The sequence below is a fragment of the Agathobaculum sp. NTUH-O15-33 genome (genome assembly GCF_033193315.1).
Taxonomy (GTDB): domain Bacteria; phylum Bacillota; class Clostridia; order Oscillospirales; family Butyricicoccaceae; genus Agathobaculum; species Agathobaculum faecihominis_A.
In genome coordinates this window covers 1,512,711-1,535,395 of the sequence record NZ_CP136187.1, presented here as the reverse complement: position 1 = coordinate 1,535,395, position 22,685 = coordinate 1,512,711, and the positions used below count along the sequence as shown (strand labels likewise).

Below are 22,685 nucleotides of genomic sequence, written 5' to 3'. Positions count from 1 at the left end.
CATGACATATCGGAACACGGTGGAGTTTGAAGTGATCGGCGAATACGCGCTGTTCTCCGACCCGATCATGCGCGTCGGCGGAGAAAAGTGCTCGCTCCAAGTGCCGACATATGAAGCGCTTAAAGGTATCCTCAGCTCGGTATATTGGAAGCCGACGATCATTTGGTACATCGACGCGGTACGCGTCATGAACCAGATCCAGACCGAGGTCAAGGGCATTCGCCCCATCCATTATTACGACAAAAAGAACGACCTTTCGTATTATACCTATCTGCGGAACTGCCGCTATCAGGTGCGCGCGCATTTTGAATGGAACGAGAACCGGCCGGAGCTGGCGGGCGACCGGAACGAGCACAAGCACCACAATATCGCAAAGCGCATGATCGAGCGCGGCGGCCGGCGTGATATTTTTCTCGGCGCGCGGGAATGTCAGGGCTATGTCTCGCCCTGCGTATTCGGCGAAGGAGAAGGCCACTACGATTCAACGCCGGAGCTGGCGTTCGGCCTGACCTACCACGGGATCACCTATGCGGACGAAGCGTATTCGCCGGAAACAGAAAATAAAATGACCGTCCGCTTTTGGCATCCGGTGATGCGTCAGGGCGTGATCGAATTTGACCGGCCGGAGCAATGCCCGATTACCCGCCCGGTGCGGGACATGGAATGCAAACCGTTTGGCGAAACCTTCGGCAATTTCCAAAGCGTGGACAGCCTTGCAAAGGAGGCGGAATAAGTGGGATTGCTGCAAGCGGCATACCGCACCTATCAAACGCAGGCGCACCGCGCCGGCGTGGCGGTGGAGGGCGAAAAGGAACCGCTGACGCCGGTGGCGCATATCGTCCAAAACGCGCAGCTTGAGATCACGATCTCGGACGACGGCGTTTTTCAGAGCGCACAGACGGTGCCCAAGGAGGAAAACAAGACCATTATCCCCGCGACGATCGAGTCCGCCAACCGGACGGGCCCGTGTCCCCACCCGCTCTGCGACCAGCTCAAGTACCTTATGCCGGACGGCGGACAGGCGTATGAGGCTTACGTTGCGCAGCTTACCGCATGGGCGGAGTCGGCGTTTACGCATCCCAAGGTGCGGGCCGTGCTGGCTTATATCAAAGGCGGCAGCATTCTCTCCGATTTGATCGCCGCCGGTCTGGTCGCGCCGGAAGATAAGGCGGATAAGTTCGGAAGCTGGCTGGTGCGCTGGCGTATCCTCCCCAAGCCGGAGAACGCTTCCGCGGAGTGCTGGCGCGACGCTTCGCTCTTCGATAGCTTTATCCAATTTTTCACCGCGCAGTGTGAGACGCTGCCCAAGGATATCTGCATGCTCTCCGGGCAGCAGGACATTTTTTGTGATAAGCATCTCAAGGGCGTGATCGCAGCGCACGGCAACGCGAAGCTCATTTCTTCCAACGACAAGATCGGCTACACCTATCGCGGCCGCTTTACCAAGGCGGAGGAAGCGTTTAACGTCGGCTATCTGTCCTCGCAGATGGCGCACAGCGCGCTGCGCTGGATCGTATCCAACCATGGCGTCATGGCAGGTAAACGCACCTTCCTGTGCTGGAACCCGGAGGGCATCCCGGTGCCATCCTTTGCGCTGCTCGGTCTGCCGGAGAGCAGCACGCCGGACTTTCCCAGCTATCGGCAAAACCTGCAAGACACCCTTGACGGCTACCGGCAGGGCCTAACGGATCAGGATGTCGTCGTCGCCGCGCTGGACGCGGCAACGACCGGCCGCCTGAGCGTTACTTATTATAACGAGCTGGAGGGCTCGGATTTTCTCAATCATATCGAACGCTGGTACACAGACTGCTGCTGGGACTCCTACCGGTACGGCGTCCAATCGCCGTCCATCCGCCGGATCGTCAACTGTGCGTTCGGTACCGAGCAGGATCAGTTTATTAAAGCGGATGACCGCGTGCTGCGCGAGCACGTGCAGCAACTGCTCCCCTGCATCGTCGACTGCAAGCCCGTGCCGGAGGATATTCTCCGCGCACTGGTCACGCGGGCGGGCATGCCGCTGGCTTACAAGCGCGCAAACCGGGAAGCCCTTTTGGAAACGGCGTGCGCGATCATAAGAAAATTCCGGAAGGACAAAAAGAAGGAGGAATGGACCTTGGCACTGGACACATCATGCAATGACCGCAGCTACTTGTTTGGCCGCCTCTTAGCCGTCGCGGAGAAGGTCGAACGCAGCACCTACGGCAAGGAGGAGGACCGCGAGACAAACGCCATCCGTATGCAAACGGTCTTTGCGCAGCGTCCCCTTTATGCGTGGCACCTCATCGACGAGCGGCTGAACCCCTATTTCGCGCGGTTGAAGCCTCGCCTGCGCGAGTATTACAAGAACATTATCGGCGAGATTACGGACAAGCTCGACCGGCGTGACCCCGACTTGAACAAAAGCCTAGACGATGTGTATCTGCTCGGCTATTATCAGCAGCGCACCGCGCTGTACCAGAAAAAAGAAACATCTGTGACGGAGGAAGAGTAACATGAGCAATTTGCAGCATAAGATCGATTTTGTAGCGCTGGTCAGCGTGACCATGGCCAACTCCAACGGCGACCCGCTGAACGGCAACCGCCCCCGTTCGGATTACGAGGGCTACGGCGAAATTTCGGACGTATGCATCAAGCGTAAGATCCGCAACCGAATGCAGGATCTGGGCAAGGATATCTTCGTCCAGTCGGACGACCGATGCAAGGATACTTATAAGAGCCTAAGCGAGCGCGCCTCCGCAGCAGTCGGCAAAGTCAAGGATCGGGACGAATACGCTCGTATCGCCTGTGAAAAGTGGCTGGATGTCAGAAGCTTTGGCCAAGTGTTCGCGTTCAAGGCGGATAAAAGCGGTGTTTCCGTCGGCGTGCGCGGGCCGGTGTCCATCCATCAGGCAATCAGCTTCTCCCCTGTCGAGGTGCGGTCGCTGCAGATCACCAAGAGCGTCAACGGCGAACCCGGCGAAAAGCGCAGTTCCGACACCATGGGTTCCAAGCACTTCGTCCGCTTCGGCCTGTACAAAATCAAGGGCGCGATCAATGTACAACTCGCCGAAAAGACCGGCTTTAGCGAGGAGGATGCGCAAACCGTCAAGGAATGCCTGCGTACCCTGTTTGAAAACGATGCTTCCTCCGCCCGTCCCGAAGGCTCGATGGAGGTCGTGAAGCTCTACTGGTGGGAGCACAACTGTCCCTCCGGCCAGTATTCCTCGGCCAAGGTGCACGAACTGGTGCACGCCGACCTGAAGCCCGACGTGGCCGTTCCCTCCCGCGTAGAGGATTACGATATCCGGCTGGACGAGCTGCCCGGTCTGCATTGCGAGATCATAGATGGACTATAAAGAGGAGGATTTCCTCCTATTGTCCGGGCTCCAGCATTTCAAGTTTTGCCGCAGGCGCTGGGCGCTCATTCATATTGAGCACCAGTGGGCGGAAAAATTACCGCACCGTGGACGGTTCGCTGATGCACCGCAACGCCCACGATAAGGGCTTTCACGAAAGCCGCGGCGACCTGTTGATCACGCGCGGTATGAACGTATTTTCCGCAACGCTGGGCGTATCCGGCGAGTGCGACGTCGTGGAATTTCACCGCGGCGACGAAGGCGTTCCGCTGCACGGGCGGGACGGTCTCTGGCAGCCGTATCCCGTGGAGTATAAGCGCGGCGCGCCGAGCGAGCGCAGCGGCGACTCACTACAGCTTTGCGGGCAGGCGATGTGTTTGGAGGAAATGCTGTGCTGCTCCATCCCGGAGGGTGCGCTCTACTTTGGAGAAACCCGGCGCCGCGTTACGGTTTCTTTCACGGAAGAGCTTCGCCAGTCCGTGCGCGGTCAGTTGGAAGAGATGCACCAGCTGTATCAGCGCGGTTACACGCCCAAGGTCAAACCGACAAAGGCCTGCGGCGCCTGCTCCCTGAAAGAGCTGTGCCTGCCGGGGCTGCTCCGTATAAAGCCTGTCGCGGATTACCTTGCCGAAGCGATGGAGGATGAGCCATGAAGCATTTACTCAACACGCTTTTTGTTACTTCGGAGGATATCTATCTTTCTCTGGACGGAGAAAATGTGGTGGCCAACCGTGAAAAACAAATTGTTGCACGGTATCCGCTTCATACGCTATGCAATATCGTATCATTTTCCTATGCCGGCGCGTCCCCCGCCCTCATGGGCGCGTGTGCAGAACGCGAGATCGGATTCGCGCTCTGCACACCCAGAGGGCGGTTTCTGGCTCGAGTCTGCGGAGAAAGCAGCGGCAATGTGCTTCTGCGCCGTGCGCAATATCGGGCGGCGGATGATCCTATGCAAAGCTGCCGTATTGCACGAACGATGATCTTTGGCAAGCTTTACAATACGCGTTGGAGTATCGAACGCACCCGGCGCGACCATGGCCTGCGGCTAGACGAAGCCAAACTGAAAGGCGCGTCCGAAAGGATAAAAGAACTGCTCCCTCTCGTAGCTGATGAGATCTCTCTGGACAGTCTGCGCGGCTCGGAGGGAACGGGCGCCACCGCGTACTTCGGTGTTTTCGACGATATGATCCTACAGGATAAGCAAACCTTTTATTTTCGCTGCCGTAATCGCCGGCCGCCGCTCGATCCGGTCAACGCCATGCTTTCGTTTGCGTATAGCCTTCTTGCTCATGACTGTGCCTCGGCGCTGGAAAGCGTTGGGCTAGACGCATATGTTGGATTTCTCCATCGAGATAGGCCGGGCAGAACCTCCCTTGCGCTGGACTTAATGGAGGAGCTGCGCCCCTGCATGGCCGACCGCTTTGTACTCACGCTGATCAATAACCGCATGGTGGGGCCGGAGGATTTTGAGACGCGCGAAAGCGGCGCCGTAATGTTGACAGACGCCGCTAGAAGAACGTTCCTCAAAAGCTGGCAGGAAAAGAAAAAGGATACGCTGAAACACCCCTACTTGAAGGAAAAGCTGCAATGGGGCATCGTGCCCTATATACAGGCGCTGCTGCTCGCCCGCTATCTGCGCGGCGATCTGGATGCGTATCCGCCGTTTTTGTGGAAGTGAGGGTCTATGCTGGTTTTAATCACGTATGACGTCAACACGGAGGATGCCGCAGGCAGAAAACGCCTGCGGCAGATTGCAAAGCAGTGCGTGAATTACGGGCAGCGGGTACAGTGCTCTGTTTTCGAGTGTCTGCTGGACCCCGCGCAGTGCCGCAGTTTACAGGCAAAGCTGTGCAGTATTATGGATCCGGAAAAGGACAGTCTCCGCTTCTATTATCTAGGCAAACGGTATGAAAACAAAATAGAACACTTTGGCTGCAAGGAAACCTATCTGCCAGAAGATACACTCCTGCTATAGTGGTGCGAAGCGGTAGTGCACACGAATTATCCGGTGGGTTCGCACCGTTTCAAGCCCCTGCACAGAGGTTTCCCCCTCTTCCCACCGCTGTTTTTGTAGCAAAGTTTTTGCTCCGGGAAGTCAATAACAGCATTTATGACAAAAACGGCAGATAATTTTGTACGTTTTTGCCGTCGCTCCCTCCGCGGGAGCGTGGATTGAAATTTCCTGATGCGTGCAGGTCGGCGGGATCATCGGGTCGCTCCCTCCGCGGGAGCGTGGATTGAAATAAAGTGGTCCAATATCCGCCGGTAACCGTCCGTGGTCGCTCCCTCCGCGGGAGCGTGGATTGAAATTGCCTGCGTTGTCAATTTGGTCGGGCAGAATGCCCGTCGCTCCCTCCGCGGGAGCGTGGATTGAAATCCCCGGGTCGCCTATATTGAGTGTGACGACACCGTCGCTCCCTCCGCGGGAGCGTGGATTGAAATTTACAGCCGTCGTCGTTGAGCCAGTTCGATTGTGTCGCTCCCTCCGCGGGAGCGTGGATTGAAATTTGTGTGTCTGCGCCGTCGCCAGCGGATGCCACAGTCGCTCCCTCCGCGGGAGCGTGGATTGAAATTATTTTTTTACGCTTTTTGCGATCAAGATAAGATGTCGCTCCCTCCGCGGGAGCGTGGATTGAAATTATTAAATCCAGTTATCCGTTACACTTTACTTTCTGTCGCTCCCTCCGCGGGAGCGTGGATTGAAATGAACCCCATCGTCCGCTTGATAATCGCCAACCAAGGTCGCTCCCTCCGCGGGAGCGTGGATTGAAATTTTTAAGGGATGGTGAGGGCAGGGAGGTGTAAAACGTCGCTCCCTCCGCGGGAGCGTGGATTGAAATTTGCTAAATAAAGTTGTTGATAATCCGGGGAATGAGTCGCTCCCTCCGCGGGAGCGTGGATTGAAATCATACGGATAGCAATCCGATCGAAGCGCACAAAGTCGCTCCCTCCGCGGGAGCGTGGATTGAAATTACCCAACACGTCATTATTCCTAACAAGTTTATGTCGCTCCCTCCGCGGGAGCGTGGATTGAAATGTCTTTGCGCAACTGCACACGATCGCGCGGAATAGGGTCGCTCCCTCCGCGGGAGCGTGGATTGAAATCCGAAGCATCTTCGTGCGACATATATCACCCCAGTCGCTCCCTCCGCGGGAGCGTGGATTGAAATTCCCTCCTTGGATTCGTGCCGCTTGCGGCGCTCCTGTCGCTCCCTCCGCGGGAGCGTGGATTGAAATCAACAGCCCCGAAAGTAATACCTGCACCAATCAGTCGCTCCCTCCGCGGGAGCGTGGATTGAAATTTTTTTGTGCTTGCAGGGTAGGGCATAGGCCCCCGTCGCTCCCTCCGCGGGAGCGTGGATTGAAATTATAATCGTCAGATGGATAAACTAGATCACCGCGTCGCTCCCTCCGCGGGAGCGTGGATTGAAATATGATGCTAGAATTACATCAACGGAGGGTGCAAAGTCGCTCCCTCCGCGGGAGCGTGGATTGAAATCATCGTAAAATTACAAATGAAATCCGATATCGCGTCGCTCCCTCCGCGGGAGCGTGGATTGAAATATACTTGGCTTGGCTGGCTGAAACATCTTATTACCGTCGCTCCCTCCGCGGGAGCGTGGATTGAAATTGTTGCTGCATATTGCAATTCGGATGATCTCGGGTCGCTCCCTCCGCGGGAGCGTGGATTGAAATCGTATCGTGTCTTGGTTTTCCCATCTGCATTCTGTCGCTCCCTCCGCGGGAGCGTGGATTGAAATCGGATCGGTATTTCGCATAAAATCCGTGCCCATAGTCGCTCCCTCCGCGGGAGCGTGGATTGAAATTTCTATGGAACATCTTGAAAAGGCAATAGAAATAGTCGCTCCCTCCGCGGGAGCGTGGATTGAAATATCTATTTTCCGGTAAACTGGCGCGACCGCTGGGTCGCTCCCTCCGCGGGAGCGTGGATTGAAATCCAGAACACGATGCGCAAGTCTTGTCCGAATATCGTCGCTCCCTCCGCGGGAGCGTGGATTGAAATGTGGATTTTGGTTTCGTTTAGCTTATAAGGAAACGTCGCTCCCTCCGCGGGAGCGTGGATTGAAATAACTCTGTACAAAAACGATGGAACCCTCTGGCGGCGTCGCTCCCTCCGCGGGAGCGTGGATTGAAATGACATTTCCATAAGGTCTGCCATCTTACCCGTGGTCGCTCCCTCCGCGGGAGCGTGGATTGAAATCAAGTCGCAATAGTCCTTGTTGGCGACGATGAAGCGTCGCTCCCTCCGCGGGAGCGTGGATTGAAATGATTAAATACTGTTTCCCGCTCTCGTTCGCGGCGGTCGCTCCCTCCGCGGGAGCGTGGATTGAAATCCGTCCATCGTCGCGGAGGCGGTAGCATTCTCGGTCGCTCCCTCCGCGGGAGCGTGGATTGAAATTTGATTTATTATAGCAAATAGTGTGTAATTATTACACGTCGCTCCCTCCGCGGGAGCGTGGATTGAAATGCCTATGATGCGTTCGATCTGCCGCTTTGTCCAGTCGCTCCCTCCGCGGGAGCGTGGATTGAAATTGGTCTCGCCCGCTGCTTTGCGCAGGCCGTGCATGTCGCTCCCTCCGCAGGAGCGTGGATTGAAATAATGCAGCGCTGGCAGCCGTCAGTGCGTCCGGGCGTCGCTCCCTCCGCGGGAGCGTGGATTGAAATGATACAGCGGACTGGGCTGAAATGATGTGCACGAGTCGCTCCCTCCGCAGGAGCGTGGATTGAAATAAGAGATTGGCGTTATTATGCAGCACATCCGCGGTCGCTCCCTCCGCGGGAGCGTGGATTGAAATATTTTCCATCAAGCAAAATTGAATAATGAACCCGTGTCGCTCCCTCCGCGGGAGCGTGGATTGAAATCCGGGGGACGGCATCGACGGTATCGGGGTTGCAACGTCGCTCCCTCCGCGGGAGCGTGGATTGAAATCCCTACGCATAGCCATGTACCGCCAAGTTTTAAATGTCGCTCCCTCCGCGGGAGCGTGGATGGAAATCGGCTGCAGCGCAAGCGGAAAGTTTGCGATCACGTCGCTCCCTCCGCGGGAGCGTGGATTGAAATTACCTCTATTTGTTTTTTTTGCCATGGCTGTTCACCGTCGCTCCCTCCGCGGGAGCGTGGATTGAAATTTTTGTAGTCTGGTTCATGCCCCAGTAGCACAGGCGTCGCTCCCTCCGCGGGAGCGTGGATTGAAATTGCCAATTCATCCGATCTGCGCGAGATCGGCGGCGTCGCTCCCTCCGCGGGAGCGTGGATTGAAATCAACCAGTCCCAAATGCCAGTATTACCGCCTTCCCGTCGCTCCCTCCCGCGGGAGCGTGGATTGAAATATGTACCTTTTCCCTCCCAACCTTCTACCCATTGCGTCGCTCCCTCCGCGGGAGCGTGGATTGAAATTGGGTTTCCCATGTCTTGCGGGAGCAACGCCCGCCGTCGCTCCCTCCGCGGGAGCGTGGATTGAAATATCAAACTTTGCCATGAAAACAAGCCTGTTCTCCGGTCGCTCCCTCCGCGGGAGCGTGGATTGAAATGCCATATACATCTTCTAACGCCTTGCGCTTTTCGTCGCTCCCTCCGCGGGAGCGTGGATTGAAATCCCACATCCATTCCCATTCATCTGCCATTCCCGCACCGTCGCTCCCTCCGCGGGAGCGTGGATTGAAATGTTTTGTCCGTGTTCCTTTGTTGTGATTACATTGTCGCTCCCTCCGCGGGAGCGTGGATTGAAATCGGCAGCAACAAGACCTTTAAGATCGCGGCCGATGTCGCTCCCTCCGCGGGAGCGTGGATTGAAATGCCTTTCAGTTCTTGAACGTCATCCAAATCCCAAGTCGCTCCCTCCGCGGAAGCGTGGATTGAAATCCATTTCGCCGGATCGTGGTGCGGCAGGTTGCGCGTCGCTCCCTCCGCGGGAGCGTGGATTGAAATGCCAATGTTTCGGCGGTCACAACGTACCGCCCTTGTCGCTCCCTCCGCGGGAGCGTGGATTGAAATCGGCAGCAACAAGACCTTTAAGATCGCGGCCGATGTCGCTCCCTCCACGGGAGCGTGGATTGAAATCTCGATGCGATCGGCAAGGGCATTGCGGTCTCTGTCGCTCCCTCCGCGGGAGCGCGGATTGACTCAAGTTGTGTAAGGCCTTTTGTCGTTTATTTTGTGACAACAGGCCGTTTCATCACCTATCTCTGCCCCTGACGATGACCATCAGAGGGGCAAGCCGTGGCAAGGATTTCTCCGTCATTCCTGTTCAAATGCTGGCGACTTGAACAAATAGGTTGCTGGTTGTCCAAAAATAAAATGGGAGGCAGTAACATACTGTGTACCGTGAGCTGATTAAGCGATTTTAACGCATCCGCGATTATATGCGGGAATTTTCTGTATACAGCTTTTGCAAATCCAGATAAAAAACGCATACCGCGTGAGATACTTTCCGGCTCCCTATACACCATTCCCGATTGGGAGTTCGATCGCCGCACGGCAGATGCAAGGCCTTCCAATTTCACGTATGCAAAATAGCTTTTTGCGCAAAATGGTTATCATCTCCCGCTCGTGGTACTTGGGAATGTGAGCAGCCGAAGCCGACAGCAGACCGTCACGCATAACAATCAGGGCATTCGCTGGTTACGGTCTGCACTCCCGCGCATCTTTTTTCCGTTGACCCGCGGCGACCTGTCGCCCTACGCATACCTGCTATCGGTGCTGCAAGCGGGCGATATGCTGAGATCGCCGCCTGACGCGCGCCAAAGAAAGGAGATTTTTATGATACCTGTCAAGGGCGCCTATAATACCGCACTGTGCTTTTGCGCCGCGCTTGACCAGACCGCCGAGCAGCAGATCCGCGCGGTTTGCGACCAGCCCGCTTTTGCGGACAGCCGTATCCGCATCATGCCCGATGTGCACGCCGGGATGGGTTGCACAATCGGTACGACCATGACTATTTCCGATAAGATCGTGCCCGGCATGGTCGGTGTGGATATCGGCTGCGGTATGGAGACTGTTCGCCTTTTGGAACGCGAGATCGATCTTGACCGGTTGGATGCGCATATCCGCGCCGCGATCCCCTGCGGCCGCGAGATTCGCGCCACGCCCCATGCGTTCGCCGATTTGATCGACTTGACTGCGCTGCACTGCGCGCCTGCCGTCAATTTGGCGCGCGCGCAACGCAGTATCGGCACGCTGGGCGGAGGCAACCATTTTATCGAAATAGATCGCGGTGAGGACGGCGCGCTTTATCTGGTCGTCCATTCGGGCAGCCGCCACCTTGGCAGCGAGGTGGCAAAGTTTTATCAGGACGAGGGCCGCCGCGCACTGTGGGGCGGCGCGCGCCATCAAATCGAAAGTACCATTGCCCAAATGAAAGCCGCCGGGCGCGAACACGAAATCGAAAAAGTCATACGAACGCTGAAAAAAGAGCATCCGGTCGACCTGCCGCGCGATCTGGCTTACGTTGAAGGCCGTTTATTCCATGAATATATCGATGATATGCGTATCATACAGCGGTTTGCCGCGCTCAACCGCAAGGCGATGGTCGATTCCTTGCTATCCGGCATGGGGCTTACCTGCGCGGAAGCCTTTACCACCATCCACAATTATATCGATACCGACGCCATGATCTTGCGCAAGGGCGCGGTATCCGCCAAAGCGGGTGAAAAGCTGCTTATTCCCATCAACATGCGCGATGGCAGCCTGATTTGTACCGGCCTAGGTAACAAGGAATGGAACTACTCCGCCCCGCACGGCGCAGGCCGCCTGATGAGCCGGAAAGAAGCCTTTCAGCAACTCGACATGGATGTTTACCGCGCGGAAATGGCGGGTATTTATTCCACCTGCGTGCTTCCGGATACGCTGGACGAATCGCCCATGGCCTACAAACGCATGGACGATATCATCAGTCAGATCGGGCCGACGGCGGATATCGTTGAACGGATAAAGCCGGTGTATAATTTTAAAGCCTCCGATTAAGCATGCATACTTTGGTTCAGCCTCGGCAAAATAATTTTGAGGTGATGATGATGACCACAAAAGAACTTTTGTATGTAGAGGACGCGCTGGGTCACGAACAGTATTTTCAGACCAAGTGCAAGGAAACCGCCAGCCAGATCCAAGACCCGGAATTGAAGGCGTGCGTCGAGCTGATGCAGCAGAAACACCAGCAGCTCTTCCAGAGCTTCTACGACCTGCTGTAAGGAGGAAAAACGAATGGACGACAAGAACCTGATGGAAAACATCCTTTTGCTTGAAAAGGGTGTTTGCGATTTGTTTATGCACGGCACCATCGAATCCGGCACCGCCAACGTGCATCAGGCGTTCAGCAGCGCGCTGAACGAATCGCTGAGCATGCAGGACGTCATTTATGACAAAATGACCGCCAAGGGCTGGTACCCCACCGAACAGGTGGAGCAGAACAAGATCAGCACTGTTAAGCAGAAGTTCAGCTGCCAATAAACGGCACCACAAAAAACGCGGAGCAGGGTTATCCCTGCTCCGCGTTTCAGACTGTCAAAAAACAATTTTTGACAGTCTGTCGATCGAAACAAAGCCCCATTTCGATCGAGAATTCCGGCTTCTGCGCGCGCCTTTTAGGCACACTTGAAGTCGGTTTGTATAAAAACCGAGATACATGCTCCCGGTTTTTATGAATTTTGCCGTAATCGGCAAAATCCTATTTTATACGCGCTGCGGCGCGAAGGGTTCTTTGACAAGCTGAAACGCGGAGCAGGGTCATCCCTGCTCCGCGTTTTTTTGTGCGTGTGAACAATTTCTTTTAAAAAATTCTGAAAATGGGGGTTGAAGTATAAAAAACATCCGTTATACTGAAATCACGGTACCGTAATACGAAAACAGAAGAGGTAATTGTCATGAGTGAATTTTCAGTAAAACAGATCGGCGTTATTCGCGCCGAGGGTGAGGATTTCCGTATCGAGCTGCTTCCGGAATACGTACCGGCATTAAAGGGCCTTGCCGCTTTTGGCGATATTCAGGTGGTTTGGTGGTTTTCAGGCTGCGATAACGCCGCGGCGCGCGGCGTGTTAACGGTAGACGCGCCGTATACCAAGGGGCCGGCGGTGCTCGGCGCGTTTGCCACCCGCTCGCCCGCACGGCCCAACCCCATCGCGCTTTCCTGCGCGCATATAACCTATATGGATGAGGATAACGGCGTGCTCGGCCTTGCCTATATCGACGCGAACGACGGCAGCCCGGTGCTGGACCTGAAGCCCTACACGCCCAGCCTTGACCGGGTGGAAACACCCTGCATACCGGATTGGTGCGCGCACTGGCCGGGCAATGTGGAAACAAGCGGCGACTTTGACTGGGAAGCCGAATTCAACTTCTAGTTTCCCCGCGCAAGCGAAGAGAGCACAGGCTCGATCCCTTTGGCAAACGCGCGGTGACCCGCCTCGGAAAAGTGCACGCCGTCAAACGCAAGGGCCACGTCCCACGCGGCGGCATCGGCAAAGGGCAAGGAGAGCTTTGCCGCGAGCGCACGGTAGCACGCGCCAAGGCGGGCCGATTCGGTGAGGAGCCGTTCCTCCGTCACCCACGCGCCCGCCGCCATCGGCGGCGGGGCGACCAAAAGCAGCGCAGAATCGCCCCGCGCCTCCGCAAGAGCCGCCCGCATATGCGTTAGCAGCGTTTCCATGCGCGCCGTCACATGCTCCGCCGTGTCCGATGGGTACTGGAGCAAATCGTTACTGCCCAGCATGACGGTGACGACCGCCGCTTCCGGGTGCGCCCTCACCAGCGCTTCCGCCTCTTGCAGCTCTTGCGGACGGCGTGGGATCGCGCGCCCGTTTTCGCCGCAGTCCAGCACCGTCCATCCGTCGGTTCCGTCGATGAGCCCTGTCCAGCGTGTATCCGCAGGGTAACGGCCCCCAAAAAAGGAACGCGGATCATAGCCGTAGGTGTTGGAATCGCCATAGCACAAAACCGTGCGGCGCATATCTTTTCTCCCCCTTCTATAGCGCGCGCCCCGGCCGGGTCAGTGACCGGCCGGGGCGCTATTACTGAATCAGTTGCACTTGGAATAGCCGCACGAACGGCAGATTACACAGCCGCCCTCGTGCTCCATTTCCGCGCCGCACTCGGGACAGAATTTGGAGTGCTTGGTGGTGACCACTTCGGTCGCCGCCGCCTGCTGTACCGCTGCGGTGCTCACAATGCCCTTTTGCGCCTTGAGCATATCATCCGTCTTTTTGATGACGCGCGCGATCGCGTCCGGGCAGGAGGTGCACTTAAGCCCGGCGTGCCGGATGGTGGACGGGCAGCGGATACCGCGAAGCTGCTGCAAGATCTCGTCCATGGAAACGCCGGAGCGAAGCGCGATCGATACCAGACGCGCGGTCGCCTCCGACTGGGACGGACAACCGCCCGCCTTGCCGGTCGAGGTGAACACCTCGCAGATCCCGTTTTCATCGTAATTGACGGTGACGTACAGATTGCCGCAGCCGATCTTCATGCGCTCGGTCAGGCCGCAGGTGACCTCGGGCCGGGGCCGGGGCTTGATATCGTGCAGCGGCTCCATATCCTCTTCCTCGCCGCAGGTCGGGCAAGCGGGCGCGGCGCCTTTTTTCACCGAACCGATATTCAGCACCTGACTGTCGCGGCTGCCGTCGCGGTAAATCGTGACGCCCTTGCAGCCCAGCTGATAGGCGAGCTGGTAAACCTCCTGCACATCCTCCACGGTGGCGTCGTTTTTAAAGTTAACCGTTTTGGATACGGCGTTGTCCGTGTACTGCTGGAAAGCCGCCTGCATCTTGACATGGTACAAGGGGCTAACATCGTGCGAGCAGACGAAGACGCGGCGGATATCCTCCGGTATGGCCTCGATATGGGCCAGCGTGCCCTCTTTGGCAATGCGCTTCATCAGCTCGTCCGAATACAGGCCCCGATCGATCAGCACCTGTTTGAGGATCGGGTTGACCTCGATCAGCTCGGTGCCGTCCATGATGTTGCGAATGAACACATACGCAAACACCGGCTCCACGCCGGAAGAGCAGCCGCCGATGATGGACAGCGTGCCGGTCGGCGCGATGGTGGTGACGGTCGCGTTGCGCAGCGGCTCGCCGCCCGCGTAAATGCTTTCCTCGAACAGCGGGAACGCGCCGCGCGTCTTGGCCAGCTCCACAGAAGCGGCGCGGCCGTTATCGGTGATAAACTTCATCACCTTTTCCGCGAGGGCGACCGCCTCGTCCGAGTTATAGGGCAGGCCGAGCAGAGCGAGCGTGTCCGCCCAGCCCATCACGCCAAGGCCGACCTTGCGGGTCTGCTTGGTGGTAAAATCGATCTTTTCCAGCGGGTACTTGTTAACGTCGATCACGTTGTCGAGGAAATGCACCGCGTCGCGCACGGTATCCGCCAGCTTGCCGTAATCGAGCGCGTACGCGCCGCTTTTCTTGACCAGCATGCTGACCAGATTGATCGAGCCGAGGTTGCACGATTCATAGGGCAGCAGCGGCTGTTCGCCGCAGGGGTTGGTGCTTTCAATTTCGCCCTGCGACGGCACGACATTGTCGCGGTTCAAACGGTCTAGGAAGATGATGCCCGGCTCGCCGTTGCGCCACGCGCTGCCGACGATCTTGTCGAACACCTCGCGCGCGTCCAATTCGCCCACTTCTTCCTTGGAGCGGGGATCGATCAGCTTGTACGAACCGCCCTGCTCGACCGCCTGCATGAATTCTTCCGTGATGCCGACCGAGATATTGAAATTCGTAATATCCGCGTTGTCCTTCTTGCAATCGATAAAGTTCAAAATATCCGGATGATCGATGCGCAGGATGCCCATGTTCGCGCCGCGCCGGGTGCCGCCCTGCTTGACGGCCTCCGTCGCCATGTTGAACACGCGCATAAAGCTGATCGGCCCGCTGGCAACGCCGCCGGTGGTCTTGACCACCGCGCCCGCCGGGCGCAGGCGGGAAAAGGAAAAGCCCGTGCCGCCGCCCGATTTATGAATCAGCGCGGCTTGCTTGATGGTTTCAAAGATTTCCTCCATCGAATCGCCCACCGGCAGCACGAAACAGGCCGAAAGCTGGCCAAGCTCGCGCCCTGCGTTCATCAGCGTGGGCGAATTGGGCAGGAAATCCAAATTCGTCATCATTTCATAAAAGCGCTGTGCGGTTTTTTCCACATCCGCCTTTTTATCATACTGCTTGTCCGCCGCCGCGATCGCCGTGGCGACGCGGTTGAACATCTGCTCAATGGATTCTATATTATTTCCCTGTTCATCTTTTACCAAATACCGCCGTTCCAATACGGCGCGCGCACTCTCTCCGATTTTCATGTATTCTTACCCTTTCTAACATCTGGTACATTTCTTTTGTCGGTGACACTATATATAGTAGCACGTGCCGTTAGGGGATGCAATACCCTGATGCAAGGATTTCTATCTTTTTTAAAGCTCCGGCGTTTGACACGCTTCGTCCTCCGGCAACAGATTGCAGCGGAATTTGACCTCTATTTCTGTCGAATACCGTCGTTTCTCCGGCGAAACATGCCCCGTCAGGTATTGATACAGCAGAAGCAGCGGCAGCGAGCCCTGCGTTTTGACGCCCTGACCGATCGCAAAATCCACCACGCCCGCACGGATCATTTGCAGATTATCCCGCGTCAGATCGTGCACCACGACATGGACGCGGCCCCCTTGCCCCGCGCGGTCCAGCGCGCGGTACACGCCGCTGCGCCCGACGGAGGACAGGTAGATCCCGGTAAGGCCTTCCACTTCGCTAAGCGCGCGCAGGGTGATGCGCTCGGCCAGTCCCTGATCGAGGAAGCAATACTCCGGCGGCAGCATTTCGATTGAAGGAAAGGCTTCGCTGATTTCCGCGTAAAAGCCGCTCAGGCGCTGCGTATCCGCGAAGTGGCCGCTGCGCTGGCCCAAGATCGGCAAAACGCGGCCTTTGCCGCCCATGGCCATGCCCAGCAGCGCGCCGGCCGTGCGGCCGCAGGCGATATTATCCGGCCCAACATAGGCCAGCCGCGCACAGTCCGCGATATCGGTATTGATCGTTACCACCGGCAGGCCGCGCTTCTCGGACAGCTCGTTGATTTTATCGCGCAGCAGCGCGCTGGCCAGCGGCATGATCGCCAGCCCGTCTACCCGCTCCCGCTCCGCCAGTTCGTCGATCAGCGCGAGCTGATGGGGCACGTCGGTGCCGTCCATCGTGCGCACGATCGTTTCGATGGGTAAAAGCGTCTGGCCGGGATAGGCCGCGAGCAGCCCGGCCAGCTGCCGCACAAACACGGATACGCCCGTGTGCAGCACCACGCCGATGCGCACCGGCTTTTCTTTCTTCAACGGGCTGGCGTGGCGTGGTAGATATCCCAGCTCCCGCGCCGTTTGCCGGATTTGCCGCGCCACCTCGGGCCGCACGCCCTCCCGTCCGCGCAGCGCGCGGTCCACGGTGCCGCGCGAAACGCCGCACGCCTCCGCGATCTGCTGCATTGTCACCGCCATCGGTTTCCCTCCCATTCCCGCGCTGCGGCTTATTTGCAGCGCCTTGTTCCTATTATAGCATACCGATCCGGCCCCCACCAGCACTGCACGGTTTTGTACCAAGCGCGCTTGTTTTTTTCACCTTTCAACCGGCACAAAATTAGCGATTATCAACAACTTGCTTCTAAACAATTTGGGTGGTTTCACGATGTTTTGCACGGCGAAATGATCATGCCGCGTCCCCCTTGCGCCGTGTTCTCGGCTGTGATAAATTATCCATAACAAAGCTTTTCCGTATTGATATAATATAATAAAGGAGTTTTTTCAATGAAGATCGGTTTTAACGAGGCGAACGACCGCTTTTGCAAAGGCCATTCCGTCATGATGGATTTAGAACTGTGCGAGAAATACGGCTTCGACTTTATCGATATCCAGTCCGAGTGTCTGGACCGCGATCTGGAAAAGGGCGTTGTCACGCTGGATGAACTGGGCGCTTGGTTCCAGAGCCATCACCTGAAAATGCTTTCCTACAACGCGCTTTGCTTTTTCAACATGAAACAGACCGACGAGGAAAAGGCCGCCGTTATGGCCGAGCTGGATGAGATCATCCGCCGCTGCAACATTCTAGGCTGCAAAATGATCGTCGTCGTGCCGAGCAAGGATATGAAGGAGCGCGGCCTGCAGCCGACCCGCAAGGAGATCCGCGAGGACGCGGTGACGGTGCTGCGCGAGATGGTGAAGAAGTGCGAGCCGTACGGCATCAAGCTGTCGCTTGAGTTCTGCGGCGAACCCGCCATGACCATCAACCGCTTTGAGGACGCCTACGCGATTGTGGAGGCGGTTGATTCCCCGCTTGTCGGCGTGACGCTGGACCAGTACCATTTTTACGCCATGGGTTCCGGTTGGGAGACCCTAGAAAAAGCGGACGGCAAAAAAATCTTCGTTTGGCATCTGAACGGCACCGAGGACATGCCCTGCGGCGCACCCTACAACAACGATGAAAAGCGCCTGTGGCCGGACGCCGAGGGCGACTGCCTGCCCCACCAGCGCTATGCGGACACGCTCCGCCGGATCGGCTTTGAAGGCGACTGCTGCACGATCGAGATCTTCCGCCCTGCGTATTACGAAATGACGCAGGAAGAAAACGTACGCAAGTCCGCCGAGGTGACCAAGGCGCACGTGGCCAAGTATTGCAAATAACGCCTATCCCTATACATCAAAACACGCAAAAAGGGCGCGTTGCAAAATAAAAGGATGTTCCATATTCTTGTCATTCTGAGGAGCGAAACGACGAAGAATCTCGCGCGAACGCGCGGTTTCCACGTTAATCCCGCGCGTTCGCGCGAGATTCTTCACTTCGTTCAGAATGACAGACGGAATTTCTTTTACTTTGCAACGCGCCCTTTTGCGTGCGTTTTAGGGGCGCAGCGCGACCTTGATCACGCCGTCCTGTTTCTTTTCAAACAGCTCGTAAGCGTCCATCGCCGCGGAAAGCGGATAGATATGCGTCAGCAGACGCGTGGTATCCAGCCGCCCTTCTTCGATCAGACGCAGGATACGGGCGGAGGCGTTCGCGTCCACGCCGCCGGTTTTGAACGTTAGATTTTTACCGTACATCTCGGGCAGCGGCAAACGCTGCGCCGTTTCATACATCGCGGCCACCACGACCACGGCGTTTGGCCGCGCGATACGCCAAGCGGTTTGAAACGTGTCCGCCGCGCCGGCGGCCTCGATCACAGCGTCCGCTCCGCGCCCGTTTGTCAGGCGGCGGATTAGGTCGTCCACATCGTCCCGCGTGGGGTCGGCCGTTTCATCGGCCCAGCCCTGCGCCTTCGCCAGCGCGAGCCGTTCGGCCAGCGGATCGACCGCGACCACATGGCTTGCTCCGTACAAGCCGGCGCACATCATGGCGCACAGCCCGGCGGGCCCCGCGCCCAAAACCGCCACCGTGTCGCCCTGCTTGATCTCCGCCAGCTGGGCTGCCCAATAACCCGTCGCCAGAATATCGCCGACGAACAGCGCCTGCTCGTCCGTCACGGTTTCGGGAATGCGGGTCAAGCCCTGATCGGCATGCGGCACGCGGACAAAATCAGCCTGCCCGCCGTCGATCCGGCAGCCGAGCGCCCAGCCGCCGAGCGGGTCCGCGCAGTTGTTGACAAAGCCGCGCTTGCAGTAGAAGCATTCGCCGCAAAAGGTCTCCACACACACGCTCACGCGGTCGCCGGGCTTCACGCGGCGCACGGACGTGCCGACCTGTTCCACCACGCCCACCATTTCGTGCCCGACCGTAACGCCGGGCACGGCGCGCGGCACAGCGCCGTGTTTGACGTGCAGATCGCTTGTGCAGATCGAAGCGAGCGTAACGCGAACGATCGCGTCCCTTTCGTTTTTCAGGCACGGCTTGGGCCTGCTTTCCAGCGATAGTACTCCTTGCTTTTCATAAACGATCGCACGCATGCACGCCGCCTCCTTTTCCGTTTTCCCTATTGTAACGCGGGGCCTAAAAATTGTCCAGCGGTGAGGGCGGCCGAACTGCCGCGGCGACGTCATATGCTCCTCACGCACCGGCTTTCGGTGCCCTGTTTCGGTCTTATAGCAAGCTCCCGCCAAGACGAAAGCTACGCCTTGCACTCCTGATAAACAAAGCAATCGGTCACATGGTCGTTCACCATGCCCGTCGCTTGCATGAACGCATAAACGATCGTCGAACCGACAAATTTAAACCCCATCTTTTTCAAATCCTTGCTAATTCGGTCCGAAAGCGGTGTTTTGGCCGGTATCTCCTCCATCCTCTCCCAATGGTTTTTGATCGGCGTATGCTTTACGTATGCCCATATGTATTGATCAAAGCTTCCGTACTTTTCTTGCACTTCCAGAAAGGCTTTGGCGTTCGTCACCGCAGCGTTCACTTTGAGACGATTTCTGATGATGCCTTCGTTTGCCAGCAGCTCCTGTATTTTTGTTTCGTCGTAAAGCGCCACCTTGGCCGGATCGAATCCGTCGAACGCTTCCCGAAAATTCTCTCTTTTTTTGAGCACGGTGAGCCAGTTGAGCCCCGCCTGCATTCCTTCTAAAACCAGCATTTCAAACAGCCGGATATCGTCGTGCACCGGCCGTCCCCACTCCTTGTCGTGGTAGGCAATGTATATGGGGCTGTCCCCCGCCCAAGCGCATCTTATTTTTTCACACATAAGGTAATCCTCTCTCATCCAACCGCATTGCCGGCCTGCGCCCGCCCGCCGGGTTCATCAGCAGCGCCAGTTGATCTTCGCCGGATTCGGTTCGTTTTCTACGGCCACGGCGCGAAGGGCCGCCTCCATCTTCGCGCATTCCTCCGCGGCGATGCGTTCATAGACTGCCGCGCTTTCGCCGGTTCCCACGCGGTCGTAGGCAAGGGCCGCCGCGCCGTAAAAGGCCAGCCCCAGCGAGTGGGTCGGCGTATGAAAGCAGGCCGCGGCCTGCCCGCACGCGCGCGCGGCGGCCTGCGCCGCAGGGTTCGTTTCAATTCCCGCGCGGCGGCGTGGCACTCGTTTAGGATAATCTTCTTTACCTCAGGCAGTTTCCGTCGCCCCTCGAACCACTCCCGCGACGCGGTGAGCGCCATGCGGGGCCGCCCGTCGGTCGGACAGTATTTCTCAAAAATGGGCAGGATGTTGGTCTCGGTATAATCAAGGCACCACTTTGCAATGGTGGCCTTGCTCTGGGTTTCGATCAGCCGCATCAGGCTGACAATGTAGGGCGAATCCGCCGCGCCCAGCATTTTTCTTGGCTTTGCCATGTTGCATGCTCCTTTATCCGGTCGATCCGTCTTGCAGCAGCTTGTTTAACGCGGCCGCATAGGCTTCGTCCTGCGCCTTGGTCCGCTTCTTCGGGCCCTTGAGCCGCCCGCCGCCGCTCCGGATTTTCTTTGCGGTGTGACGGGCCAGCAGCAAGCCGTCGATATTGTCCGCCGTATATTCCATGCCGTCCTGACTGAGCACCCGTGCGTTCCTCGCCAGACACATCGCGGCAAGGCCATAGTCCTGCGTCACGACCACGTCGCCGGGCTTTACCAGCCCCACCAGCGCGAAGTCCACGCTGTCCGCGCCCTTGGAAAAGGTGAGCGTCCGCGCCCCGGACTTTTCAAATACGTGGGAAGTGTCGCATAGGATCAGGCACTCGACGCCGTATCGCCTTGCCATGGTGATCGTTTCATCCACCACCGGACAGCCGTCCGCGTCGATCAGTATTCGTCTACTCATGTTTCAAACGCCCCCGCCATTGGCAAGAAACGCCTGCCCGCACAGTTTCGCAAATGCGAACCACCGATTGGGACAGGTTGCGATTTGCATGATCCTATCCGCGCAATCCTCAACAGGGCAACGCAAAGTATCATCTTCCCTTTTTTCAATACGCAGCCCCTTTCCGCCGATACCCAAGCTTTTTTCTTGGTCTTTTTATTCCACGCTCGACGCGCCGGTATACTGCTCTTATTCTAATATCCCCCCATCCAAATGTCAAACAGCCTGTAACGCGAAAATTAACACTATTTTATATATTGCTGAAATGAAAGCCACGCGGTAAGATAATAGGTGTTAATTAGGAAACGCATCCGTGTGGGGCGCCGATATGCTCCCCCCGATGAGGAAAGGTCAAGGAACAAGCTATGGCAATGTGGAACCCCTGGCGCGGCTGCCACAAATACAGCGAGGGCTGCCGGTTTTGCTATATCCATAAGGGCGACTGCAAGCGCGGCGTCGATACCGATCTGATCGTCAAGACCGATCGGTTCACCGCGCCCGTGGAAAAGAATAAGAAGGGCGAATACAAGATCAAAGCGGGGCAAACCGTATACCTTTGCTTTTCTTCGGATTTTTTGCTGCCGGACGCGGACGTTTGGCGCGCGGATTGCTGGAACATGATGAAAGAACGCGGCGACCTGCATTTTCTTTTTCTGACCAAGCGGATCAATCGTTTTATGGACTGTGTTCCCAGTGATTGGGGCGACGGCTATGATAACGTAACGGTTGGCTGTACGGTGGAAAATCAGCAAACGGCCGATCACCGGCTGCCCATTTTTCAAAGCGCCCCCATTAAGCACAAAAACATCATCTGTCAGCCGCTGCTGGAACAGATCGATATTGAAAAATATCTGGACGACGTCGAACTGGTGGTGCTCGGCGGAGAATCCGATCCAGACGCCCGCGCGCTGCATTACGACTGGGTGCTCGCGGTGCGGCAGCAATGCGTAAACACCCATACGCATTTTGAATTCCGGCAATGCGGCACGCATTTTATAAGGGATGGAAAGGAATACACGATTCCCGTGAGACAGCTTTGCAGTCAGGCCAAGAAGGCCGGCATCAACTGTTAAGGCCGCTTCTTTTCCGCGTCTAGTGGGGCACCCAGTGCCCCTAGATACTCGACCAGTTCCGGAGAAACCGGTCTCGATACCCCCGGGTTACGCGCCCGGTGGCGCGGGTCGAGGTGTTTTTTCGAGGTACACGCCCCCGAAGAAACGGATTTTACGTCGCTTCGCTCCATTTTCCTTTCTATGCGCGCTGCGGCGAGAGACCTTTGTCTACAGTCTGCGGGCCGCTCTTCCCATAGAGCGGCCCTTTTTGGCTTTATTTTTATTGATAAGGAAACATGCTGATCTTATTCCCGATTGGCGGCATCCTTGCCGACCGGAACCGCACCTATCTGCCGTTTTATCTGGCGGCGCTGATCATGCTGGTCATCGGCGCGCTCACCCGACCCATATTTCATGGGATGGGTCAGCTGAAAAACGCAAATCAGGCTCAATCCGTCACTTTTTGATACCAAAGCGCGTCTATGGGTTGACTTTCCAGCGCATCGGTAGTATATATATAAAGACTACCTTTTTTAACCTATAGAATAATTGCTGTGTATTTGA

Annotated in this window: 19 protein-coding genes, 2 pseudogenes and 2 CRISPR repeat arrays; of the genes and pseudogenes, 13 read left to right on the top strand and 8 right to left on the bottom strand. The window is 57.0% G+C overall.

Annotated features, from left to right (window positions below):
• Nucleotide 1 precedes the first annotated feature (1 nt).
• The 10 genes and pseudogenes from cas5c to RWV98_RS07830 all read left to right on the top strand — a co-directional run bounded on the left by cas5c (nt 2) and on the right by RWV98_RS07830 (nt 12,695).
• Entirely contained in the window at nt 2-733 is a 732-nt protein-coding gene (cas5c, locus tag RWV98_RS07875; RefSeq protein WP_317865053.1) for a type I-C CRISPR-associated protein Cas5c, read from the top strand.
• Nucleotides 734-2,491, top strand: a complete 1,758-nt coding sequence (gene cas8c, locus RWV98_RS07870; protein ID WP_317865051.1) for a type I-C CRISPR-associated protein Cas8c/Csd1 — start codon at nt 734-736, stop codon at nt 2,489-2,491.
• A gap of 1 nt (nt 2,492) precedes the next feature.
• A complete protein-coding gene (gene cas7c / locus RWV98_RS07865) occupies nt 2,493-3,335 on the top strand; it encodes a type I-C CRISPR-associated protein Cas7/Csd2 (protein WP_317865049.1) in 843 nt (280 codons plus the stop codon).
• Nucleotides 3,325-3,988: pseudogene (gene cas4 / locus RWV98_RS07860) on the top strand (CRISPR-associated protein Cas4). The gene cas7c and the pseudogene cas4 overlap by 11 nt, the downstream one beginning before the upstream one ends.
• Nucleotides 3,985-5,016 carry a type I-C CRISPR-associated endonuclease Cas1c gene (cas1c, locus tag RWV98_RS07855; RefSeq protein WP_317865047.1) on the top strand — a complete coding sequence of 344 codons (1,032 nt, stop codon included), beginning with the start codon at nt 3,985-3,987 and terminating at the stop codon, nt 5,014-5,016. The pseudogene cas4 and the gene cas1c overlap by 4 nt, the downstream one beginning before the upstream one ends.
• A 6-nt stretch (nt 5,017-5,022) precedes the next feature.
• Nucleotides 5,023-5,313: a CRISPR-associated endonuclease Cas2 gene (gene cas2 / locus RWV98_RS07850; RefSeq protein ID WP_317865045.1), complete on the top strand. Its 291-nt coding sequence runs from the start codon at nt 5,023-5,025 to the stop codon at nt 5,311-5,313.
• A gap of 172 nt (nt 5,314-5,485) precedes the next feature.
• Nucleotides 5,486-8,622: a CRISPR direct-repeat array (repeat unit 32 nt; unit sequence GTCGCTCCCTCCGCGGGAGCGTGGATTGAAAT).
• Between the two features lie 102 nt (nt 8,623-8,724).
• A CRISPR array of direct repeats spans nt 8,725-9,485; the repeat unit is 32 nt; unit sequence GTCGCTCCCTCCGCGGGAGCGTGGATTGAAAT.
• A 634-nt stretch (nt 9,486-10,119) separates the two neighbouring features.
• Nucleotides 10,120-11,322, top strand: coding sequence for an RtcB family protein (locus RWV98_RS07845; protein ID WP_317865043.1), 1,203 nt, complete (start codon nt 10,120-10,122; stop codon nt 11,320-11,322).
• A 50-nt stretch (nt 11,323-11,372) separates the two neighbouring features.
• The gene (locus RWV98_RS07840; RefSeq protein ID WP_317865041.1) at nt 11,373-11,546 is read left to right on the top strand and encodes a hypothetical protein; all 174 of its coding nucleotides are present in this window, start codon (nt 11,373-11,375) and stop codon (nt 11,544-11,546) included.
• A gap of 13 nt (nt 11,547-11,559) precedes the next feature.
• Complete coding sequence (locus tag RWV98_RS07835) at nt 11,560-11,805, top strand: spore coat protein (RefSeq protein WP_317865039.1); 246 nt, start codon at nt 11,560-11,562, stop codon at nt 11,803-11,805.
• 413 nt (nt 11,806-12,218) lie between these two features.
• Entirely contained in the window at nt 12,219-12,695 is a 477-nt protein-coding gene (locus RWV98_RS07830; protein WP_317865037.1) for an SAM-dependent methyltransferase, read from the top strand.
• Here the strand turns inward: RWV98_RS07830 and RWV98_RS07825 are convergent.
• From RWV98_RS07825 to RWV98_RS07815, 3 genes are all read right to left on the bottom strand, one after another.
• Nucleotides 12,692-13,300 carry a GDSL-type esterase/lipase family protein gene (locus tag RWV98_RS07825; protein WP_317865035.1) on the bottom strand — a complete coding sequence of 203 codons (609 nt, stop codon included), beginning with the start codon at nt 13,298-13,300 and terminating at the stop codon, nt 12,692-12,694. The genes RWV98_RS07830 and RWV98_RS07825 overlap by 4 nt on opposite strands.
• Before the next feature lie 69 nt (nt 13,301-13,369).
• Nucleotides 13,370-15,637, bottom strand: a complete 2,268-nt coding sequence (locus tag RWV98_RS07820) for a vitamin B12-dependent ribonucleotide reductase (RefSeq protein WP_317865033.1) — start codon at nt 15,635-15,637, stop codon at nt 13,370-13,372.
• A gap of 111 nt (nt 15,638-15,748) precedes the next feature.
• On the bottom strand, nt 15,749-16,810 hold the full coding sequence (locus RWV98_RS07815; protein WP_317865031.1) for a LacI family DNA-binding transcriptional regulator: 1,062 nt from the start codon (nt 16,808-16,810) through the stop codon (nt 15,749-15,751).
• A 306-nt stretch (nt 16,811-17,116) separates the two neighbouring features.
• Between RWV98_RS07815 and RWV98_RS07810 the strand changes: the two genes are divergently transcribed.
• The gene (locus RWV98_RS07810; protein WP_317865029.1) at nt 17,117-17,989 is read left to right on the top strand and encodes a sugar phosphate isomerase/epimerase family protein; all 873 of its coding nucleotides are present in this window, start codon (nt 17,117-17,119) and stop codon (nt 17,987-17,989) included.
• Nucleotides 17,990-18,205: 216 nt separating this feature from the next.
• Here the strand turns inward: RWV98_RS07810 and RWV98_RS07805 are convergent, their stop codons facing one another.
• The 5 genes and pseudogenes from RWV98_RS07805 to RWV98_RS07790 form a co-directional block, all read right to left on the bottom strand.
• Nucleotides 18,206-19,246, bottom strand: a complete 1,041-nt coding sequence (locus RWV98_RS07805; protein ID WP_317865027.1) for an alcohol dehydrogenase — start codon at nt 19,244-19,246, stop codon at nt 18,206-18,208.
• Between the two features lie 161 nt (nt 19,247-19,407).
• Nucleotides 19,408-19,980 (bottom strand): DNA-3-methyladenine glycosylase I, encoded by a 573-nt coding sequence (locus RWV98_RS07800; protein ID WP_317865025.1) that lies wholly within the window; start codon nt 19,978-19,980, stop codon nt 19,408-19,410.
• A 57-nt stretch (nt 19,981-20,037) separates the two neighbouring features.
• The gene (locus tag RWV98_RS07795; RefSeq protein WP_317865023.1) at nt 20,038-20,316 is read right to left on the bottom strand and encodes a putative immunity protein; all 279 of its coding nucleotides are present in this window, start codon (nt 20,314-20,316) and stop codon (nt 20,038-20,040) included.
• A gap of 38 nt (nt 20,317-20,354) precedes the next feature.
• Nucleotides 20,355-20,510 (bottom strand): annotated as a pseudogene (locus tag RWV98_RS19330) (putative immunity protein); the annotation flags it as partial.
• 70 nt (nt 20,511-20,580) lie between these two features.
• The gene (locus RWV98_RS07790) at nt 20,581-21,030 is read right to left on the bottom strand and encodes a YaiI/YqxD family protein (RefSeq protein ID WP_317865021.1); all 450 of its coding nucleotides are present in this window, start codon (nt 21,028-21,030) and stop codon (nt 20,581-20,583) included.
• A gap of 404 nt (nt 21,031-21,434) precedes the next feature.
• Between RWV98_RS07790 and RWV98_RS07785 the strand changes: the two genes are divergently transcribed.
• A complete protein-coding gene (locus tag RWV98_RS07785) occupies nt 21,435-22,142 on the top strand; it encodes a DUF5131 family protein (RefSeq protein ID WP_317865019.1) in 708 nt (235 codons plus the stop codon).
• Between the two features lie 275 nt (nt 22,143-22,417).
• A complete protein-coding gene (locus RWV98_RS07780) occupies nt 22,418-22,588 on the top strand; it encodes a hypothetical protein (RefSeq protein ID WP_317865017.1) in 171 nt (56 codons plus the stop codon).
• Nucleotides 22,589-22,685 lie beyond the last annotated feature (97 nt).

Excerpts from the sequence above, each read along its gene's own strand:
- cas5c (WP_317865053.1), top strand. The coding sequence starts at position 2 with ATGACATATCGGAACACGGTGGAGTTTGAAGTGATCGGCGAATACGCG.
- cas7c (WP_317865049.1), top strand. The coding sequence starts at position 2,493 with ATGAGCAATTTGCAGCATAAGATCGATTTTGTAGCGCTGGTCAGCGTG.
- cas1c (WP_317865047.1), top strand. The coding sequence starts at position 3,985 with ATGAAGCATTTACTCAACACGCTTTTTGTTACTTCGGAGGATATCTAT.
- cas2 (WP_317865045.1), top strand. The coding sequence starts at position 5,023 with ATGCTGGTTTTAATCACGTATGACGTCAACACGGAGGATGCCGCAGGC.
- RWV98_RS07845 (WP_317865043.1), top strand. The coding sequence starts at position 10,120 with ATGATACCTGTCAAGGGCGCCTATAATACCGCACTGTGCTTTTGCGCC.
- RWV98_RS07840 (WP_317865041.1), top strand. The coding sequence starts at position 11,373 with ATGACCACAAAAGAACTTTTGTATGTAGAGGACGCGCTGGGTCACGAA.
- RWV98_RS07835 (WP_317865039.1), top strand. The coding sequence starts at position 11,560 with ATGGACGACAAGAACCTGATGGAAAACATCCTTTTGCTTGAAAAGGGT.
- RWV98_RS07830 (WP_317865037.1), top strand. The coding sequence starts at position 12,219 with ATGAGTGAATTTTCAGTAAAACAGATCGGCGTTATTCGCGCCGAGGGT.
- RWV98_RS07825 (WP_317865035.1), bottom strand. The coding sequence starts at position 13,300 with ATGCGCCGCACGGTTTTGTGCTATGGCGATTCCAACACCTACGGCTAT.
- RWV98_RS07820 (WP_317865033.1), bottom strand. The coding sequence starts at position 15,637 with ATGAAAATCGGAGAGAGTGCGCGCGCCGTATTGGAACGGCGGTATTTG.
- RWV98_RS07815 (WP_317865031.1), bottom strand. The coding sequence starts at position 16,810 with ATGGCGGTGACAATGCAGCAGATCGCGGAGGCGTGCGGCGTTTCGCGC.
- RWV98_RS07810 (WP_317865029.1), top strand. The coding sequence starts at position 17,117 with ATGAAGATCGGTTTTAACGAGGCGAACGACCGCTTTTGCAAAGGCCAT.
- RWV98_RS07805 (WP_317865027.1), bottom strand. The coding sequence starts at position 19,246 with ATGCGTGCGATCGTTTATGAAAAGCAAGGAGTACTATCGCTGGAAAGC.
- RWV98_RS07800 (WP_317865025.1), bottom strand. The coding sequence starts at position 19,980 with ATGTGTGAAAAAATAAGATGCGCTTGGGCGGGGGACAGCCCCATATAC.
- RWV98_RS07790 (WP_317865021.1), bottom strand. The coding sequence starts at position 21,030 with ATGAGTAGACGAATACTGATCGACGCGGACGGCTGTCCGGTGGTGGAT.
- RWV98_RS07785 (WP_317865019.1), top strand. The coding sequence starts at position 21,435 with ATGGCAATGTGGAACCCCTGGCGCGGCTGCCACAAATACAGCGAGGGC.
- RWV98_RS07780 (WP_317865017.1), top strand. The coding sequence starts at position 22,418 with ATGCTGATCTTATTCCCGATTGGCGGCATCCTTGCCGACCGGAACCGC.